16 protein-coding genes are annotated in these 16,643 nt (G+C 74.2%); 10 read left to right on the top strand and 6 right to left on the bottom strand.

The annotated features are described in order from the left end of the window. Positions 1-108 precede the first annotated feature (108 nt). From B1H29_RS03915 to B1H29_RS03895, 5 genes are all read left to right on the top strand, one after another. Positions 109-2,100, top strand: coding sequence for an AfsR/SARP family transcriptional regulator (locus tag B1H29_RS03915; RefSeq protein WP_079160002.1), 1,992 nt, complete (start codon positions 109-111; stop codon positions 2,098-2,100). 482 nt (positions 2,101-2,582) lie between these two features. Then, entirely contained in the window at positions 2,583-3,017 is a 435-nt protein-coding gene (locus tag B1H29_RS03910; protein ID WP_055421092.1) for a PPC domain-containing DNA-binding protein, read from the top strand. An 82-nt stretch (positions 3,018-3,099) separates the two neighbouring features. Then, positions 3,100-3,555 carry a CBS domain-containing protein gene (locus B1H29_RS03905; protein WP_055421093.1) on the top strand — a complete coding sequence of 152 codons (456 nt, stop codon included), beginning with the start codon at positions 3,100-3,102 and terminating at the stop codon, positions 3,553-3,555. A 77-nt stretch (positions 3,556-3,632) separates the two neighbouring features. Beyond that, positions 3,633-3,977, top strand: a complete 345-nt coding sequence (locus B1H29_RS03900) for a DUF6343 family protein (RefSeq protein WP_055421094.1) — start codon at positions 3,633-3,635, stop codon at positions 3,975-3,977. 34 nt (positions 3,978-4,011) lie between these two features. Then, positions 4,012-5,037: a sigma-70 family RNA polymerase sigma factor gene (locus B1H29_RS03895; protein WP_055421095.1), complete on the top strand. Its 1,026-nt coding sequence runs from the start codon at positions 4,012-4,014 to the stop codon at positions 5,035-5,037. 19 nt (positions 5,038-5,056) lie between these two features. On the opposite strand, the gene B1H29_RS03890 is transcribed toward B1H29_RS03895, so the two are convergent. Both B1H29_RS03890 and B1H29_RS03885 read right to left on the bottom strand, forming a co-directional pair. Then, on the bottom strand, positions 5,057-6,484 hold the full coding sequence (locus B1H29_RS03890; RefSeq protein ID WP_055421096.1) for an FAD-dependent oxidoreductase: 1,428 nt from the start codon (positions 6,482-6,484) through the stop codon (positions 5,057-5,059). 31 nt (positions 6,485-6,515) lie between these two features. After that, on the bottom strand, positions 6,516-7,748 hold the full coding sequence (locus tag B1H29_RS03885) for a polysaccharide pyruvyl transferase family protein (protein ID WP_055421097.1): 1,233 nt from the start codon (positions 7,746-7,748) through the stop codon (positions 6,516-6,518). Positions 7,749-7,970: 222 nt separating this feature from the next. Between B1H29_RS03885 and B1H29_RS03880 the strand changes: the two genes are divergently transcribed. After that, entirely contained in the window at positions 7,971-8,939 is a 969-nt protein-coding gene (locus tag B1H29_RS03880) for a TerC family protein (protein WP_055421098.1), read from the top strand. Positions 8,940-8,946: 7 nt separating this feature from the next. Here B1H29_RS03880 and B1H29_RS03875 read toward each other — a convergent pair whose 3' ends face one another. After that, positions 8,947-9,297 (bottom strand): hypothetical protein, encoded by a 351-nt coding sequence (locus tag B1H29_RS03875; RefSeq protein WP_055421601.1) that lies wholly within the window; start codon positions 9,295-9,297, stop codon positions 8,947-8,949. 379 nt (positions 9,298-9,676) lie between these two features. Continuing rightward, positions 9,677-10,240 carry an NAD(P)H-dependent oxidoreductase gene (locus tag B1H29_RS03870; RefSeq protein WP_055421099.1) on the bottom strand — a complete coding sequence of 188 codons (564 nt, stop codon included), beginning with the start codon at positions 10,238-10,240 and terminating at the stop codon, positions 9,677-9,679. A 145-nt stretch (positions 10,241-10,385) separates the two neighbouring features. Between B1H29_RS03870 and B1H29_RS03865 the strand changes: the two genes are divergently transcribed. Further along, on the top strand, positions 10,386-11,054 hold the full coding sequence (locus B1H29_RS03865; protein ID WP_055421100.1) for a TetR/AcrR family transcriptional regulator: 669 nt from the start codon (positions 10,386-10,388) through the stop codon (positions 11,052-11,054). Positions 11,055-11,160: 106 nt separating this feature from the next. After that, entirely contained in the window at positions 11,161-12,195 is a 1,035-nt protein-coding gene (locus B1H29_RS03860) for a LacI family DNA-binding transcriptional regulator (protein WP_055421101.1), read from the top strand. 24 nt (positions 12,196-12,219) lie between these two features. Here the strand turns inward: B1H29_RS03860 and trxA are convergent, their stop codons facing one another. Continuing rightward, positions 12,220-12,618, bottom strand: a complete 399-nt coding sequence (gene trxA, locus B1H29_RS03855) for a thioredoxin (protein WP_055421102.1) — start codon at positions 12,616-12,618, stop codon at positions 12,220-12,222. 120 nt (positions 12,619-12,738) lie between these two features. Here trxA and B1H29_RS03850 point away from each other — a divergent pair, with 120 nt between their 5' ends. Then, a complete protein-coding gene (locus tag B1H29_RS03850) occupies positions 12,739-14,175 on the top strand; it encodes a dihydrolipoyl dehydrogenase family protein (RefSeq protein WP_055421103.1) in 1,437 nt (478 codons plus the stop codon). 202 nt (positions 14,176-14,377) lie between these two features. On the opposite strand, the gene B1H29_RS03845 is transcribed toward B1H29_RS03850, so the two are convergent. After that, the gene (locus tag B1H29_RS03845) at positions 14,378-15,061 is read right to left on the bottom strand and encodes a peptide deformylase (RefSeq protein ID WP_055421104.1); all 684 of its coding nucleotides are present in this window, start codon (positions 15,059-15,061) and stop codon (positions 14,378-14,380) included. Between the two features lie 145 nt (positions 15,062-15,206). On the opposite strand from B1H29_RS03845, the gene B1H29_RS03840 reads away from it, so the two are divergent. After that, on the top strand, positions 15,207-16,628 hold the full coding sequence (locus B1H29_RS03840) for a PepSY-associated TM helix domain-containing protein (RefSeq protein WP_055421105.1): 1,422 nt from the start codon (positions 15,207-15,209) through the stop codon (positions 16,626-16,628). Positions 16,629-16,643: the final 15 nt, after the last annotated feature.

The raw sequence follows: 16,643 nt of genomic DNA, 5'->3' as shown, positions 1-16,643 counted from the left end.
TGCAGCACGCTGATGACGCCTTCGAGCCTGCCGGGCCCGGATCAGCAACGGATCAGCACGCGTACCGTGGTGAGCGCACGGGCGGTGGCGGATCGGAGCGGACGGAACATGGAAGCGGTCACGTTCGGTGTGCTCGGGCCGGTCACGGCCGAACGCGCCGGCGACGTGCTCGCTCTCAAGGGCCCCCGGCACCGCGCCGTGCTGGCCCGCCTTCTTCTGGCCCGGCGGCGGGTCGTCCCGCTGGCCCGCCTGGTCGAGGACCTGTGGGAGGACGCACCGCCGCCGCGGGCCGTGGGCGCGGTGCGCACCTTCGTGGGGGATCTGCGCCGCGCCCTGGAACCCGACCGCCCGCCGCGGGCCCCGGCCCGGCTGCTGGTCACCGAGGGGCCCGGGTACGCCCTGCGCGCGGCGCCGGACGCCGTGGACGCGTGGCGTTTCGAGGCGGCCGTCGCGGAGGCCGGCCGGCTGCCGGCCACGCGGGCTCCGGACCGGCTCCGGACGGCTCTGGCGCAGTGGCGGGGCCCCGCCTACGCCGAGTTCGGCGGGCAGGAGTGGGTCCGCGGCGAGCGCTCCCGGCTCACCGAACTGCGGCTGCGTGCCGTCGAACGGCGCGCGGAACTGCTCGTGGACCTGGGCCGGGCCGCCGAGGCGGTCCCCGACCTGGACGCGCACCTGACCGACCACCCCTGGCGCGAGGAGGCCTGGCGGCTGCTCGCCCTGGCCCTGTACCGGACCGGACGCCAGGCGGACGCCCTCGCCGTGCTGCGCCGCGCCCGCGCCCTGCTCGCCGGACACCTGGGCATCGACCCCGGGCCCCGGCTGCGCCGCCTGGAGGCCGGCATCCTCGCCCAGGACGCGGACCTGGACCCGTCGGACGAACCGGCGGAGGCGGCGGCCCGGCTGTGGGCCCGCGCGACCGAGGCGTACGACCGCACGGTCGCCGCCGGTGCCCACGCCCGGCTGGAGTCGGCCGTGGGCCTGCTGCGCACCCTCGCGGTCACCGGCGGCGGCGGTCTGGAGGCCGCCCGTGAGCACCGTATGACGGCGGTCGAGGCGGCGGAGGAGACGGGCGACGCGGAGCTGACGGCCCGGGTGATCGGCGCCTACGACGTACCCGCCAACTGGACCCGCAGCGACGACCCCGAACGGGCCGGCCGCATCGTCGCGGCGGCCGAACGCACCCTCGCCGCCCTGCCGGACGACACCCACGCCGAGGCGGCACGCTGCCGTCTGCTGGCCACCGTCGCCCTGGAGTCCCGGGGCGTCCGGTCGGCGCGCGGACCGCGGGCGGCGGACGAGGCCGAGCGGATCGCCCGCCGCCTGGACGACCCCGCCCTGCTCGCCTTCGCCCTCAACGGCGTCTTCATGCAGTCGTGCACCACCGCCGGACTGGCCCCGCGCCGCGACGCGACCGGTGCCGAACTCGTAGAGCTCGCCGCCCGGCACGGCCTCGTCAACCACGCGGTACTCGGCCACCTGATCCGGCTCCAGGCACGCGCGGCACTCGCCGACTTCGCCGCCGCCGACGAGCACGCCAGCGCCGTCGACCGCCTGGCCGAACGGCACGAACGGCCGCTCGTGGCCGTCTTCACCGAGTGGTACCGAGCCCTGCGCCGGGCCGCCACCGGCAGCCCGTACGACAGTGCCGAGGCCGCCTACCGGTCCGCCGCCGCGCGGCTCGACGGTGCCGGCATGCCGGGCCTGGAACGCGGACTGCTGCCCCTCGCCCTGCTCGGCCTGCGTCTGGCCCACGGACGTGTGGCGGAGGTGGACCCGGGCGCGGACTGGGGACCGTACCGCCCCTGGGCCGCACCGTTCGCGCTCCTCGCCGACGGCCGTCACGCCGAGGCCCGGACGGCGCTGAGGGCGCTCCCGGAGCCGCCGCCCGACCTCCTGTACGAGGCCCTGTGCTGCGCCGAGGCCGCGCTCGCCCTCGAACTCGGCGACCGTACGGCCCTGGAGCGGACGTACGGACGGCTGCTGCCCGCCTCCGGTGAGATCGCGGGCGCGGGCAGCGGGCTGCTCACCTTCGGGCCGGTCGGCGACTGGCTCGCCGCGATCCGCCGGGCACTCGGCCCCGGCCGGGACCGGCCGGATTAGAGGGGCTTCCGCCCACCGCACCACGGCCGGCCTGCTGCTCCTCACCGAGCCGAGCGACGAGGAACCGGACGACGGGTACGCCTCCGGGCGCTGCCGCGACCGGCCCGCCGACCGCCCGACCGCCCGACCGCCCGACCGCCCGACCGCCCGACCGCCCGACCGCCCGACCGCCCGGCGCCCGCCGGGCGCCGGACCGGGCCGGGGCGCGTCGGCCGCATCGGCTCCGCGGTGAACCGGGAACGCTCCGGGGAGGGCCGGTCCCGGGGGCGTCCCCGTGCGTGACGAGGACGGAAGTGCCGTGGCGGTGGGTCTGCCGGCGTCGGTGCCCGGGGTGTGTCACGACCCGCGCGGCCTCTCCTCCCCGGTCGCGACGGTCGACGCGGCGGCCCGGGCGCTGGAGGCGGACCTGGCGGCGGGGCTGTCCGGGCGGCGGGGCGCCGGCCGGGCGGGTTGCCCCGACGGGCGCCGGGTACCCGGCGGGCATGAAGTGGCAACAGGTGCAGGACGGGCCGTCCGCGGTGTACGTGGTGGTGCTCGACCCTGGTGAGGACGCGGCCGCCGAACTCACCGCATTCGCCCGTGACCGCTCCCTCGGCGCGTCCCAGGTGACCGCGGTGGGCGCCTTCTCGGAGGCGGTCGTCGGCTGGTTCGACCGGCAGGCCAAGGACTACCGGCACATCCCGGTGGGGGAGCAGTGCGAGGTGCTCTCCCTGATCGGGGACATCGCCGTCGCCGACGACGGGCCGACCCCGCACCTGCACGCCGTACTGGGCCTGTCCGACGGCTCCACCCGCGGGGGCCACCTGCTGTCCGGCCGGGTCTGGCCGACGCTGGAGGTCGTCGTCCGGGACAGTCCGGCCGAACTGGCCAAGACCCACCGCCCCGACATCGGCCTGGCCCTGATCGACCTCGGCTGAGCCGGGCAGCGGTTTCAGCGGCCCGGGTGCGGGCTACGCGGCCCGCACACGACTGAGCACCGGCACCCCGGGAGGCGCGACCATGACACGGCGTATCCGAGAGGTGATGTCACCCGCCGCGGTGGCCGTCGAGCCCATGACCACGGTGGCGCGGGCGGCCCGGCTGATGCGCGAGGAGGACGTCGGCGACGTCCTGGTGACCTACGACTGCGACCTGTTCGGCCTGCTCACCGACCGCGACATCGTGCTGCGGAGCGTCGCCGACGGCCGCGACCCCGACGACACCACGGTCGGCTCGGTCTGCACGCCCCCGCCCGTCGTCACCCTCGAACCCGATGACAGTACCGAGCGCGCGGCCGAGCTGATGCGACGTCACGCGGTCCGCCGGCTCCCGGTCGTCGAGCACGGCGGCGTTCCGGTCGGCGTGGTCACCCTCGGCGACCTCGCGGCCGCCGACGACCCGGACTCCGCCCTGGCGGACATCAGCAAGTCCGAACCCGACCACTGGCCCTCGACCACCGAGGCCCCCGACCACTGACGCGCCCGAGTACCGACGGCCCCGACCGCCGACGCCCGCGACCACCGACGGCGCCCCGACCATCAGGGAGGAACGGCATGAGCGACCGACGCCGCCCCGCCGGGACCAGGGAGGACGCCCCTCGCGCGCGGTCCGGCGCGATCGGCCGCCGCTTCCCGCGCACCGGCACCGAACCGGTCACCGCGCAGAGTCCGCTGCGGCTGCGACTGCTGCTGTCGGCCGTCTTCCTGCCGCTCTTCGTCGCGGGGGCCGCGTTCTTCGGCGTGTGGGCCGCCGACACCGGCCCCGGCGACAGCCCCGCACGCGGCACCCTGGTGGCCCTCGCCGCCGTGTGCGCGGCGTTCGTCCTGCTGGCCGCGGCGGACCTGATGGTCGTGACCGGCCGGCTGCGGCGGGAACGGGACACCCCCGGCCCGCACTGACCCGGACCTCCAGAAGACGACGGAGGAGAACGACATGGCCCCCCTGGCACGAACCCCGACCCCCGCGGCGGGCCCCGGGGAGGACCGCCGGGCCCCCGCCCGCACCGCGCGGCTGCGCAGCCGGATCCCCGAACCCGACGAGGAGCCGGACCTGCTCGGCCAGTACCTCACCCAGATCGGCGCCACCCCGCTGCTGACCGCCGAGGACGAGGTGCGCCTGGCCCGGCGCATCGAGGCCGGTGTCCTGGCCATGGAGGAACTGGAGCAGGCGGACACCGGCGAGCCCGCCCCGACGCCCGGACGGCGCCGCGCGCTGGAGGAGACCGTCCACGACGGCCAGGCCGCCAAGGACCACATGGTGCGGGCCAATCTGCGGCTCGTGGTGTCGATGGCCAAGCGCCACGCCCACCGCGGGCTGCCCCTCCTGGACGTCATCCAGGAGGGCAACCTCGGACTGATCCGGGCCGTCGAGAAGTTCGACCACACCAAGGGCTTCAAGTTCTCCACGTACGCCACCTGGTGGATCCGCCAGGCCATCGAGCGGGGCCTGGCCACCCACGCGCGCACGGTACGGCTGCCGGTGCACGTCGTGGAGCAGTTGCAGAAGCTCGCCAAGGTCGAACGGCGGCTCCGGGGAAGCCTCGACCGCGAGCCGACCGCCGAGGAGGTGGCCGCCGAGAGCGGCATCGACGGGGACAAGGTCGTCTGGCTGCGCCGCGTCGGTCGGGACGCCGTCAGCCTGGACACCCCGGTCGACGAGACCGGCGAGACCGTCGTCGGTGACCTCATCCCCGACAGCGAGGTGCTCCAGGCCCCCGAGGTCGCCGAGTTCCAGGCGCTCGCGGCGGAGCTGCGGGAGGCCGTCGGCACCCTCGCGCCCCGCGAGGCCCTGATCCTCAGCCTGCGCTACGGCCTGCACGACGGCCGACCGCGCACCCTGCACCAGGTGGCCCAGCACGTGGGCCTGACCCGGGAACGCGTCCGCCAGCTCGAGAAGGCCTCCCTCGACCACCTCCGCGCCCCCGAGACCCGGGACCGCCTGCTGGACTGGGCGAGCTGACTCCCCGGGACGCCGGGCGCTACGTGCGCAGCCGGGCCCCCTGCCGCAGCAACTCGTGCTGGACCATCCGGTAGGGCAGACCGCGCGGGCCGCGCCCGTGCCGCACGGTCAGCGCCGCGCACACCCCGGCCGCCTGTCCGGTGGCCATGGCGATGGGCATGACCCGGTACGAGGAGTGCGCCACGTGCGTCCCGGAGATGCAGCGCCCGGCCACCAGCAGCCGTTCGGTGTCCCGGGGGATCAGACAGCGCAGCGGGATGTCGTAGAAGCTGCCCTGCGGCACCCGCTTCAGGATGGTGCCGGAGCCACGCGGGTTGTGGATGTCGACCGGATAGGCGCCGTGCGCGACCACGTCCGGGAAGGTGCGCGCGGCCAGGATGTCGTGGCCGGTCAACTGGTAGTCGCCGAGCACGCGCCGGCTCTCCCGCACGCCGATGTGCGTGCCGCTCTGCACCACGTACGCCTCCTCGAAACCGGGTACGCGGGTGCGCAGGAAGCGGTCGATCTGGGAGAGCTGGCGCCGGGCCGTGTACTCGGCGCGGGTCAGGTCCCACACGCTGGTGCCGAGCACCCGGTTGACCCGGGTGCTGTTGACGGCGATCTCGCGCGGGTGCGGGGTCGCGAAGAAGAGGATGTCCTCGCGTGGCAGCCGTAGTTCGCCGTTGGCCCGGGCCTCCTCGATCAGGTCCCACAGGCCGTGCACGCCACGCCACTGGTCGGGGTGCTCGCGCGCGTAGGCGGCGAAGTCCGGCCGTGCGAAGTCCGCCACACGGAACATCAGGGTCATGGGCTGCACCAGCCCGTCCTCGGGCCGGCCGATCTCGTACGGCGCCCCGCAGGACGTCGCCACGTCACCGTCGCCCGTCCCGTCCACGACCACCCCGGCGTCGACCACCACGGGCCCCGACTTGGTCTCGAACACCACCCGCCAGCCGGAGCCGTCGTCGAGGGGCAGCGCGCCGGAGGCGAAGGAGTGGAACAGCATCCGCACCCCGGACTCGTCCATCATCTCGAGCAGGGAGAGCTTGAAGAGCTCCGGGTCGAAGGGGACCGTGTACCCGGTCTTCGGAGAGGGCGGCAGGCAGCCCCCGCGCCCCATGAGCCGGTCGAGGAGCTGCCACAGCACGCCCGCGACCACCGGTTCGCCCTCGCCGTGGTCGGTGGGCAGCAGCCGCGAGGTGTCCCCGGACTCGGTGAACGCGGCCTGCTTGTGCTCGTTGTGGAAGGACATCAGCGGCATCACCAGCGCCACGGTCGCGTTGCCGCCGAGGAACCCGTACCGCTCCACCAGCACGACGTCCGCCCCGGCGTCGGCGGCGCCGACCGCGGCGGCGAACCCGGCCGGACCGCCGCCCACCACCAGGACGTCGCACCGGCCTCCGTGCCGGGCCGGCCGCGGCGGCAGGGTGACCGTGCGCGGTTCGCGGGGCTCTTCCAGGATCGGCATCGCTCTCCTCGGGGCTCCTCGGGCTCGGGCGTCAGGCGTGCAGCGGGCGCGGCTCGTCGGCGTACGGTTCGTGCCCCGCGGCCCGGGCCCGCGACCCGACGCCGGTCTCGCCGGTTTCGCCGATCGCGTCCAGCAGCGAGCCGCAGCGCACGCAGGTCTCCCGGGCCGCCGCGGACAGCTCCCGGATCCGCGACCGGAAGTCCTCCCGGCGCTGGGGGTACTCGTCCCACAGCCGGTCCACCTCGGCCAGCAGCAGCCCGGCCTGCTCCCGCGCCACGCCGACCAGGGCCGGGGCGCCCAGCCGGCGCGCGAAGTCGAAGACCTTGCCGGAGTAGGGCAGCGGCAGCACCGGCACGCCGGTGAGCGCCGCGAAGATCACGAAGTGCAGCCGCATGCCGACGGCCACGTCCAGATGGCGCATGAAGCCGAGCACCTGCCCGGGGCTGTAGTCGCCGTGCAGGATCCGCCCCTTGTCCGGCGCGGTCATGTGGGACAGCACGGCGTGCGCGTGCCGTACGTCGTGCCGCTCCATGGGCAGGAACACCACGTGCGCGTCCAGCCGCCGCACCAGGAAGTCCGCGACGTCGGCGAGCAGCGCGTGGTAGTCGCCCTCGTCGAGTTTCTCGGCGGCCCGGCCCGGCTCGCGCACCGACATCCCCACCAGCCGGGCGCCGGAGGGAATGCCCTCGTCGCGCATCATGGCCTCGGTGAACGGTTCCGGCCCCAGCAGCAGGGCCGGGTCGGCGGTGACCGAGACCTCCCGTTCCAGACCGACCTCCTCCAGCACCAGCCGGGACTCCTCGTCCCGCACCACGACGTCGTCCATGTCGGGCAGCACGGTCCGCACCGCCTCCCGGTCCTCGGCGTCCGTCAGCGGCCCGGCGCCGACGGCGTAGGCGAAGGTGGGCACGCCACGGGTCTGCGCGGCGCGCACCAGGCGCAGATAGCGCCGTGCCTCGCCGTCGTAGAGGATGCCGCCGCCGCCCAGCACCAGCAGGTCCAGGCCGGGCAGCACGTCCAGCACGTGGTTGCGGCTGACCCCCTCCCAGGGAACCACCTCGTCGGCGTCGGGGTGGTGGGCGCGGGTGTGCTCCGCGTTCCGGCTCAGGACGACCAGACGCGCGTCGGGCCGGCGGACCCGCAGACAGCTCAGGACGCAGGTCAGGATCGCCTCGTCGCCGATGTTGAAGCCGCCGTACGAACCCAGCACGCCGATGCGCGGGCCCGGCCGGGCGGGGTGCGGATGAGAGGGGGCAGTGGTCATCCGGGGCTCCCGTCACGTCGGATGCGGCCGGCCCGCCGGCCACTGTGCGCAGGCCGCGCACGGTGCCGGGTTGCCTGGGCCGCTCCTGGGAAACACCGTGGCCGTAAACCCGTTTCTTGGGTTCGCCCATGACCGGACATGACCTGTTGTTCACCTGTCGTTGGTGGAAGGGATCAACGGCAGCGGCGTCGCTGCCGGTCCCTCACCTGCACGGGAGCACCAATGGACATCTCACTCACGGTCTGGCTGCTGACCGTCGCCGCCCTGTGCGTCCTCGTCGCCGCCGACTTCTTCATCGGCCGAAAACCGCACGACGTGTCGATCCGGGAGGCCGGGATCTGGACGGCCGTGTGGGTGGTCCTCGCCTGTCTGTTCGGAGTGGGGCTGCTCGTGGTCGCCGGCGGCGCGCCCGCCGGAGAGTTCTTCGCCGGCTACATCACCGAGAAGTCGCTCAGCGTCGACAACCTCTTCGTCTTCGTCCTGATCATGGGGAAGTTCGCGGTGCCCTCGCAGTACCAGCAGCGCGTGCTGATGGTCGGTGTCATCGTGGCCCTGGTGCTGCGCGCCGCGTTCATCGCGGCCGGCGCGGCGATCATCTCCGCCTTCTCCTGGGTCTTCTACCTCTTCGGCGCCTTCCTGATCTGGACCGCCTGGAAGCTCATCCAGGACGCCCGCAAGGGAGGGCACGAAGAAGAGTACGAGGAGAACAAGCTGCTGAAGTCGATCGAACACCGCTTCGGCGTCGCCGACCGCTACCACGGCACCAAGCTGTGGATCGAGGAGAACGGCAAGCGGGTGATGACCCCGATGCTGGTCGTGATGCTCGCGATCGGCTCCACCGACGTCCTGTTCGCCCTGGACTCCATCCCCGCCATCTACGGTCTGACCCAGGACCCGTACATCGTCTTCACGGCCAACGCGTTCGCCCTGATGGGCCTGCGCCAGCTCTACTTCCTCATCGGCGGTCTGCTGAGGAGGCTGGTGCACCTCTCGTACGGCCTGTCGGTCATCCTGGGCTTCATCGGCGTCAAGCTGGTGCTGCACGCCCTGCACGAGTCCGGGGTCCACGTCCCCGAGATCGGCATCCCCTTCTCGCTCGGCTTCATCGTGCTCGTCCTCGCGGTCACCACGGTGACGAGCCTGTGGGCCGCGAGGAGGCAGGAGCGGGAGGGGGCGGGGCGAGGGGCGTGACGAAGGCCTACCGGATGGTCCAGCCCACGCCGCCGACCCCCGAGCTGTAGATCGCGCAGACGCCCGAGGACTCGCCGTACTGCCCGGGCGCCAGCGTCACCCACTGGCCGGAGACGTCCGGTGCCCAGCCGCAGACCACCTCGGCACGGAAGGTGACGGTGCGGTCGGTGTGGTTGGCGCAGCCGGCGATGCCGTGGTCCGGGTTGTTGTTGTGCACCCAGCCGTCGCAGTCCACGCCGGCCGCGGCCGGCCCCGCGGGGGCCGCCTGCGCCGGGACCGCGAAGCCGGCGGCGGTCAGGGCCAGGGCCGAGACCACGGCCGCCAGTCCGGCCGTGACGACGTTCTTCCTGCGGTGCATGTGTACCCCCATGAGGTCGCTCGCGTTCGGTTCGCGTGACCAGTCAAGGAGACGACCGCGCCCGTGTGAACCTCACATGTGCGAGGGTCGCGCCCGCTCGACGCGTGCCCCGGAACCGGTGGCCGTGAGCCGGGTTAGCCGGTCGTGGAAGGCACGCGTCTGGCCGCCGCGCGGCGCGGCGGTCACCGGCGACCGGCGGTCGCGGCCGCCCTGGAGGAACCGCGTGTCCCGGCCGCGACGACGGTGGCCTGACGTGGTGGACACTCGCCGGGACGCGCGTCGGTGCACAAGCCGGGACGCGCGTCCCCGGCGTGTGCCGGTACGCACGCCGGGACCGGAGCTCGGGTGAGCTCCGGTCCCGTACACGTGCGGGGCGGGGTCAGGCGGCGACGGCCTCGTCGGCGTGGCCGTGCAGCCGGGCGACGACCTCGGTCAACTGGGCGGCGACCTCGGCGTCGTCCGCAGGGTGGGTCTCGGCGAAGCGGGTCACCGAACCGGGGATGGACAGCTTGAGGTCCTCGATCACCTTGCCGCCGGCGATACCCACGGCCTTGCGGGTGTCGTCCTGCGCCCACACGCCGCCGTACTGGCCGAAGGCGGTGCCGACGACGGCGACGGGCTTGCCGGCGAAGGCACCCGCGCCGAAGGGGCGGGACAGCCAGTCGATGGCGTTCTTCAGGACGGCCGGGATGGTGCCGTTGTACTCCGGCGAGAAGAGCAGGAAGGCGTCGGATGCCTGGGCGGCCTCGCGCAGCTTCGCCGCGGCGGCCGGTACGCCGCCCTCGACGTCGATGTCCTCGTTGTAGAAGGGGATCTCGGCCAGGCCCTCGAAGAGCTGCACCTCGGCGCCCTCCGGCGCGAACCTGGCGGCCGCCTCGGCGAGCTGGCGGTTGTGCGAACCGGCGCGAAGGCTGCCGACGAGTGCAAGGATGCGGACAGACATGAGTACTCCCACTGATGGAGCAGACGCTGCGGGGCAGACGCTGCTGAAACACTGCCGTAATCAATCCGGACCGAGGTCCGTTTAATTTCTAACACCTCAAACGGACCGCGGTCCAGTTTTCTTCCCGATGCTTTAGGCTGGGTTCATGTCCGCCGCCCTGCCCCCCTTCCCGAAGCCCCAGGAGACCGACGGTCCGACCGAGTTGCTGCAGCTCCGCACGGGCACCGATGAGGACGAGCCCTGCCTGCGCGCCGACGCCGCGCGCAACCGGGCCCGCCTGCTCGAGGCCGCCGCCCGGCTGGTCGCCGAGCACGGCGCCGCCGGCGTCACGATGGAGGCGGTGGCCACGGCTGCCTCGGTGGGCAAGGGCACAGTCTTCCGCCGCTTCGGTGACCGCACCGGCCTGCTCATGGCACTCCTCGACCACTCCGAGAAGAAGTTCCAGGCCGCGCTCCTCAGCGGCCCGCCGCCCCTGGGGCCGGGGGCGCCGCCCGTCGAACGGCTGCGCGCCTTCGGCTGCGCGATGCTGCGCCGTTCCATCGACGAACTGGAACTGCAACTGGCCGCCGAGCCGAGCGCGGAACGCCGCTACACCGCCGCCCCGCGCCGCTTCCTGCGCGGCCACGTCGCCCTGCTGCTGCGGCAGGCGGTCCCGGACGGGGACAGCGAACTCCTCTCCCACACGCTCATGGCGTACCTCGACGCCGCCCTGGTCCACCACCTCACCGAACAGTGCGGGGTGCCCCCGGCGCGGCTGCGGGCGGGCTGGCAGGACCTCGTCGCACGGGTGACCCGCACCGAGCACCCGGCCTGACCCCGCGACCGCCACCGCGCGCCCGCGGGGCGGGATTTCGTCCGATCCGGACGGTGTCGCCCCGCCCGCCGCCCCGTATCCGGCTTCTGCCAAGATGCCGTACGTCATGGTGCAGATACCGAAACCGCCCGCCCCCGAGTCCCTCGCACCGCGCTCCGTCCCCACGAGCGCCGATGTGGCCCGCCTGGCCGGCGTCTCGCGCGCGACCGTCTCCTACGTCCTGAACAACACCAGCGCCGTCCGGATCAGCGAGCCCACCCGCCGCCGCGTCCACCAGGCCGCCCGGGAGCTCGGATACGTCCCGCACGCCGCGGCCCGCTCCCTGCGCGCCGGACACAGCCGTACGGTGCTGATGCCCGCGCCGTCCTTCCCCGTCGGCCCGCTCTACAGCCGCTTCATCGGCGAGCTCCAGTGGGCCCTCGGCCGCCTCGACTACACCGTCGTGCAGTACGGCACCGTCGGCCGGCACGACGACGAGGCCGCCCGGTGCTGGGCCGAACTGCGCCCGGTCGCCGTCCTGGTACCCGGCTCGGGGCTCGGCCCGCGGGGCGTGGACGTCCTCAAACGTTCGGGCGCCCGGGCGGTCGTCACCCTCGGTCCGGAGGCCGTCGAGGGAGCGCACGCACTGCTCATGGACCACGAGACCGTCGGCCACGCGGCGGCCCGCCACCTCTACGACCGCGGACGCCGCAGGATCGGCGTCGTCGTGCCCGCGGAGAACGGGCTGGAGCTCTTCTCGGCACCGCGCCTGACCGGCGCCCGACGCGCGGTGCGCGACACCGACGCGACCGTCACCGAACTGCCCCTCGCCTACGAGGAGCGAGGCGCCGCCCGGCTGGCCGCCCGCTGGGGCTCACTCGGCCTGGACGCCGTGTTCGCGTACAACGACGAGTACGCCATGCTGCTGATGCGGGCCCTGCAGGACGAGGGCCTCGGCATCCCCGGGGACGCGGCCGTGATCGGCGCCGACGACCTGATGCTGGGCCGTCTGCTCCGGCCCCGGTTGAGTACCGTCCACCTGGAGATGCCCTCCGGCCGCGACCTGGCCGCCCTGGTCGACCGCGCGGTCCACGACCCGGGCGCCGCGCCCGAGCGCCACACGGTGCTGGGCGCGGCGGTGGTGCACCGGGAGTCGAGCTGACCGGCGGCCGGCCCCGTTCCGCCGCTACTGGCCGTCCTGCCCGGCCTGGCCCTCGGCCTGCGCCTGCTGATCGGCGACCGCCTTGCGGACCTCGTCCATGTCCAGCTTCCGGGCCTGGCCGATGACGTCCGTCAGGGCCTCCTCGGGCAGCGCGCCCGGCTGCGCGAACACGGCCACCTGGTCCCGGACGATCATCAGCGTCGGAATCGACTGGATGCCGAAGGCCTGGGCAAGCTCCGGCTGCGCCTCGGTGTCCACCTTGCCGAACACGAGGTCGGGGTTGGCCTCGGCCGCCTTCTCGTAGACCGGGGCGAACTGCTTGCACGGACCGCACCACGACGCCCAGAAGTCGATCAGGACGAACTCGTTGTCCGTGACCGTCTGGTCGAAGTTCTCCTTGGTGAGCTCCACGGTGCTGGTCATGGGGTGATCCCTCTTCCTGGGTTCGGGGCGTAAGCCGTCGGCACAACACTGCCGACCTGGTGGGTATTCCGCGCACGTACCCATGTGGCCACGTCGCACACCACCCACCAGACTGACCCCATGACGCAATCGGATTCCATCGCGTACGACGTCGTCGTGATCGGCGCGGGCCCCGTGGGGGAGAACGTCGCCGACCGCACCCGCGCGGCCGGGCTGTCCACCGCGATCGTGGAGAGCGAACTGGTCGGCGGCGAATGCTCCTACTGGGCGTGCATGCCCAGCAAGGCCCTGCTGCGCCCGGTCATCGCCCGCGCGGAAGCCCGCCGCCTGCCCGGTCTGAGCCGGTCGGTGCGCGAGCCCCTCGACGCCCCGGCGGTCCTCGCCCGCCGCGACGAGTACACCTCCCACTGGAAGGACGACGGCCAGGTCCAGTGGGTGGAGGGCATCGGCGCCGACCTGTACCGCGGCCGGGGACGGCTCGCCGGGCCGCGCACGGTGGAGGTGGCCGCGCCCGACGGCACCCGCCGGGTACTGACCGCCCGGCACGCCGTCGCCGTGTGTACCGGCAGCGGCGCCGCCCTGCCGGGCCTGCCCGGGATCGCCGAGGTGCGCCCCTGGACCAGCCGCGAGGCCACCAGCGCCGAGAGCGCGCCGGGCAGGCTGATCGTGGTCGGCGGCGGAGTCGTCGCCGTCGAGATGGCCACCGCCTGGCAGGCCCTCGGCTCCCGGGTGACGGTCCTGGTGCGCGGCGACGGCGGCCTGCTCGCCCGTATGGAACCGTTCGCCGGCGAACTGGTCGCCGAGGCGCTCACCGACGCCGGCGTCGACATCCGCACCGGCACCTCCGTCGAGTCCGTCACCCGGGAAGGGGGCACCGTCGTCGCCGTCACCGACACCGGCGACCGCCTCGAGGCCGACGAGATCCTCTTCGCCACCGGCCGCGTGCCCCGCACCGACGACATCGGCCTGGAGACCGTCGGACTGGAACCGGGCTCCTGGCTCCCCGTCGACGACAGCCTCCGAGTGGAGGGCCACGACTGGCTCTACGCCGTCGGCGACGTCAACCACCGCGCCCTGCTCACCCACCAGGGCAAGTACCAGGCCCGCATCGCGGGCGCCGCCATCGCCGCCCGCGCCTCCGGCATGCCGGACCTGGACTCCGGCCCGTGGGGCGTGCACGCCGCGACCGCCGACCACGACGCCGTGCCGCAGGTGGTGTTCACCGATCCCGAGGCGGCCTCCGTCGGCCTGACCCTGGCCGAGGCCGAGCAGGCCGGCCACCGCGTCCGCGCGGTCGACGTCGACCTCGCCACGGTGGCCGGCGCGAGCCTGTACGGCGAGGGCTACAAGGGCCGCGCCCGCATGGTCGTCGACCTGGAGGACGAGATCGTCCGCGGCGTCACCTTCGTCGGCCCGGGCGTCGGCGAGCTGATCCACTCCGCGACCGTCGCCGTCGCCGGCCAGATCCCGGTCGGCCGCCTGTGGCACGCGGTCCCGTCGTACCCGACGATCAGCGAGGTATGGCTGAGGCTGCTGGAGTCGTACCGGGACAACTGACCGCCCCTCCGCACAGCCGCACCGCCGCTGCCCGCGGCCTGCCGTCGTCGCAGCAGCCGCGGGCAGCCGTGCCACTGGGGCCGCTTGGGCGGGCGGTGGGGACACCTCTCGCTCGAGCGGAGCCGGGAGCGGGGGAGGCACCCCGCGACGCCGGGCCGCGCACCCACCGCCGCGCCCTCTCGCGCCCAACCCGGGCGGCCGGTCAGACCGCCGGCCCCGCGGGCCCCCCGGACCCGGCGGACCCGGGCAGTCCGAACCCCAGCCCCGCCGCGGCCCGCTCCGGCGTCACCTGTCCCCACAGCTCCGCCATCGCCCGGTTCGACGCCAGCGACCGCAACTCGGCCCGGTCCAGATACAACGTGCCGTCCAGATGATCCGTCTCGTGCTGCACGATCCGCGCCGGCCACCCCGCGAACACCTCGTCCACCGCCCGCCCGAACGCGTCCCGCGCCACCAGCCGCACCTCGGTGTGCCGGGCCACCACCGCCTGCCACCCCGGCACACTCAGACAGCCCTCGAAAAACGCGGCGCGCCCGGCGCCCACGGCCTCGTACGACGGGTTGACCAGCACCCGGAACGGCTGCGGCACCCGCCCGCGCGCCACCCGCACCTCGTCCGGCACCGGCGCCGGGTCCTCTATCACCGCGATCCGGAGTCCCACCCCCACCTGCGGCGCGGCCAGGCCGACACCCGGCGCCGCCTGCATGGTGACGCGCAGCGCCTCGACGAACCGCCCCAGCAGCGATGGCTCCAACTGCCCGTCGAACGGCTCGGCGACGCGCCGCAGCACCGGATCGCCGGCCTCGACGATCGGCAACGGTCCGTCGGCGGCGAGGAGTTCCTCGACCCGCTCGGCAAGGGGGGCGCGATCGATCGGAGTTCCCATCGCACCAGGATGTCACGGCGTACGGCATCCACCGGGCGGCCCCGACGGTGTGAGGCAGACCACGTTCAGGGCCGGGAACCCGGCTCGCTCGCGCCCCGACCACTGGGACCACCCCGTCCCCACGACGTTCCCGGAGCGCCCGCAGATGACCACCACGTCCCCGACCTCCACGGACGACGCCCCGAAACCGCCGACCCCGCCGCCTTCGCCCGGCAGATGGTCCACACTGCGCCCGCCGGTCCTGCGCCTGCACTTCTACGCCGGGCTGTTCGTGGCGCCCTTCCTGCTGATCGCGGCGGCCACCGGCTTCCTCTACGCCGCCTCGTTCCAGGCCGAGAAGCTGCTCTACGCACAGGAACTGACCGTTCCCGACGTGGGTGACCGCAAGCTGCCGGTCTCCGAGCAGGTCGCCGCCGCCCGGCAGGCCCATCCCCAGGGCACGCTGTCGGCCGTACGTCCCTCACCCGAGGCCGACGCCACCACCAGGGTGCTGCTGTCCGGCGTCGAGGGCGTCGACCCGGACCACACGCTCGCGGTCTTCGTCGACCCGTACACCGCGAAGGTGCGCGGCGCCCTCGAACAGTACGGCTCGACCGGCGCGTTGCCGCTGCGCACCTGGATCGACGAGTTCCACCGTGACCTGCACCTGGGCGAACCCGGCCGCCTGTACAGCGAGTTCGCCGCCAGTTGGCTGTGGGTGGTCGCGGGCGGCGGCCTGGTGCTCTGGTTCTCCCGCCGTCGGGCCCGCCGCACGGTGCGCGGCACCGGCGGCCGGCGCCGCACCCTGGGCCTGCACGGCACGGTCGGCGCATGGGCCGCGGCCGGATTCGTCTTCCTCTCGGCGACCGGCCTCACCTGGTCGACGTACGCCGGGGCGAACATCGAGGACCTGCGGGTCGCGCTCGGCCAGACGACACCGTCCGTGTCGGCGTCGGCGGCCGGGGGCGGCGAGCACGCCGGCCACGGCGCGGCGTCGGGCGCCGGCGCGGACGCCGCGCACGGGGTCGGTCTGGACGGGGTTCTGGCCGCCGCGCGCACCGAGGGCCTGGGCGACCCCGTGGAGATCGTCCCGCCCCCGGACGCGTCCTCGGCCTATGTCGTCAAGCAGGTGCAGCGAAGCTGGCCCGAGAAGCAGGACTCGGTCGCCGTGGACCCGGCGACGGGCGAGGTGACCGACGTACTCCGCTTCGCCGACTACCCGGTGCTCGCCAAGCTCAGCCGCTGGGGCATCGACCTGCACACCGGCAGCCTGTTCGGCCTGCCCAACCAGATCGCCCTGATGGTGCTGGCCGCCTCCCTGATCCTGCTCATCGTCCTGGGCTACCGCATGTGGTGGCAGCGTGGCCGGGGCTCCGCGTTCGGCCGTCCGGTCCCGCGTGGAGCGTGGCAGCGGGTGCCGCCGTCGCTCCTCGTCCCGCTGCTCGCGGCGGTCGCCGTCCTCGGCTACTTCGTGCCGCTGCTCGGCATCCCGCTGGTCGCGTTCTTCGCGGCCGACGTCGTACTCGGCGAGATCGCCTACCGGCGGGGGCGGCGGACGTACGCGGACGGCGCTACGGCGAAGCGGTGAAGCGCCGCGGCCGGG

Origin of the sequence: Streptomyces pactum, from assembly GCF_002005225.1 — a bacterium.
Taxonomy (GTDB): domain Bacteria; phylum Actinomycetota; class Actinomycetes; order Streptomycetales; family Streptomycetaceae; genus Streptomyces; species Streptomyces pactum_A.
The sequence above is the reverse complement of the archived record's forward strand: the minus strand, read 5'-3'. Positions and strand labels throughout refer to the sequence as shown.

Coding starts and splice junctions, on each gene's coding strand:
- B1H29_RS03885 (WP_055421097.1), bottom strand. CDS start 7,748: ATGACCACTGCCCCCTCTCATCCGCACCCCGCCCGGCCGGGCCCGCGC.
- B1H29_RS03890 (WP_055421096.1), bottom strand. CDS start 6,484: ATGCCGATCCTGGAAGAGCCCCGCGAACCGCGCACGGTCACCCTGCCG.
- B1H29_RS03905 (WP_055421093.1), top strand. CDS start 3,100: ATGACACGGCGTATCCGAGAGGTGATGTCACCCGCCGCGGTGGCCGTC.
- B1H29_RS03850 (WP_055421103.1), top strand. CDS start 12,739: ATGACGCAATCGGATTCCATCGCGTACGACGTCGTCGTGATCGGCGCG.
- B1H29_RS03860 (WP_055421101.1), top strand. CDS start 11,161: ATGGTGCAGATACCGAAACCGCCCGCCCCCGAGTCCCTCGCACCGCGC.
- B1H29_RS03845 (WP_055421104.1), bottom strand. CDS start 15,061: ATGGGAACTCCGATCGATCGCGCCCCCCTTGCCGAGCGGGTCGAGGAA.
- B1H29_RS03900 (WP_055421094.1), top strand. CDS start 3,633: ATGAGCGACCGACGCCGCCCCGCCGGGACCAGGGAGGACGCCCCTCGC.
- B1H29_RS03870 (WP_055421099.1), bottom strand. CDS start 10,240: ATGTCTGTCCGCATCCTTGCACTCGTCGGCAGCCTTCGCGCCGGTTCG.
- B1H29_RS03915 (WP_079160002.1), top strand. CDS start 109: ATGGAAGCGGTCACGTTCGGTGTGCTCGGGCCGGTCACGGCCGAACGC.
- B1H29_RS03865 (WP_055421100.1), top strand. CDS start 10,386: ATGTCCGCCGCCCTGCCCCCCTTCCCGAAGCCCCAGGAGACCGACGGT.
- B1H29_RS03880 (WP_055421098.1), top strand. CDS start 7,971: ATGGACATCTCACTCACGGTCTGGCTGCTGACCGTCGCCGCCCTGTGC.
- B1H29_RS03840 (WP_055421105.1), top strand. CDS start 15,207: ATGACCACCACGTCCCCGACCTCCACGGACGACGCCCCGAAACCGCCG.
- B1H29_RS03895 (WP_055421095.1), top strand. CDS start 4,012: ATGGCCCCCCTGGCACGAACCCCGACCCCCGCGGCGGGCCCCGGGGAG.
- B1H29_RS03910 (WP_055421092.1), top strand. CDS start 2,583: ATGAAGTGGCAACAGGTGCAGGACGGGCCGTCCGCGGTGTACGTGGTG.
- trxA (WP_055421102.1), bottom strand. CDS start 12,618: ATGACCAGCACCGTGGAGCTCACCAAGGAGAACTTCGACCAGACGGTC.
- B1H29_RS03875 (WP_055421601.1), bottom strand. CDS start 9,297: ATGCACCGCAGGAAGAACGTCGTCACGGCCGGACTGGCGGCCGTGGTC.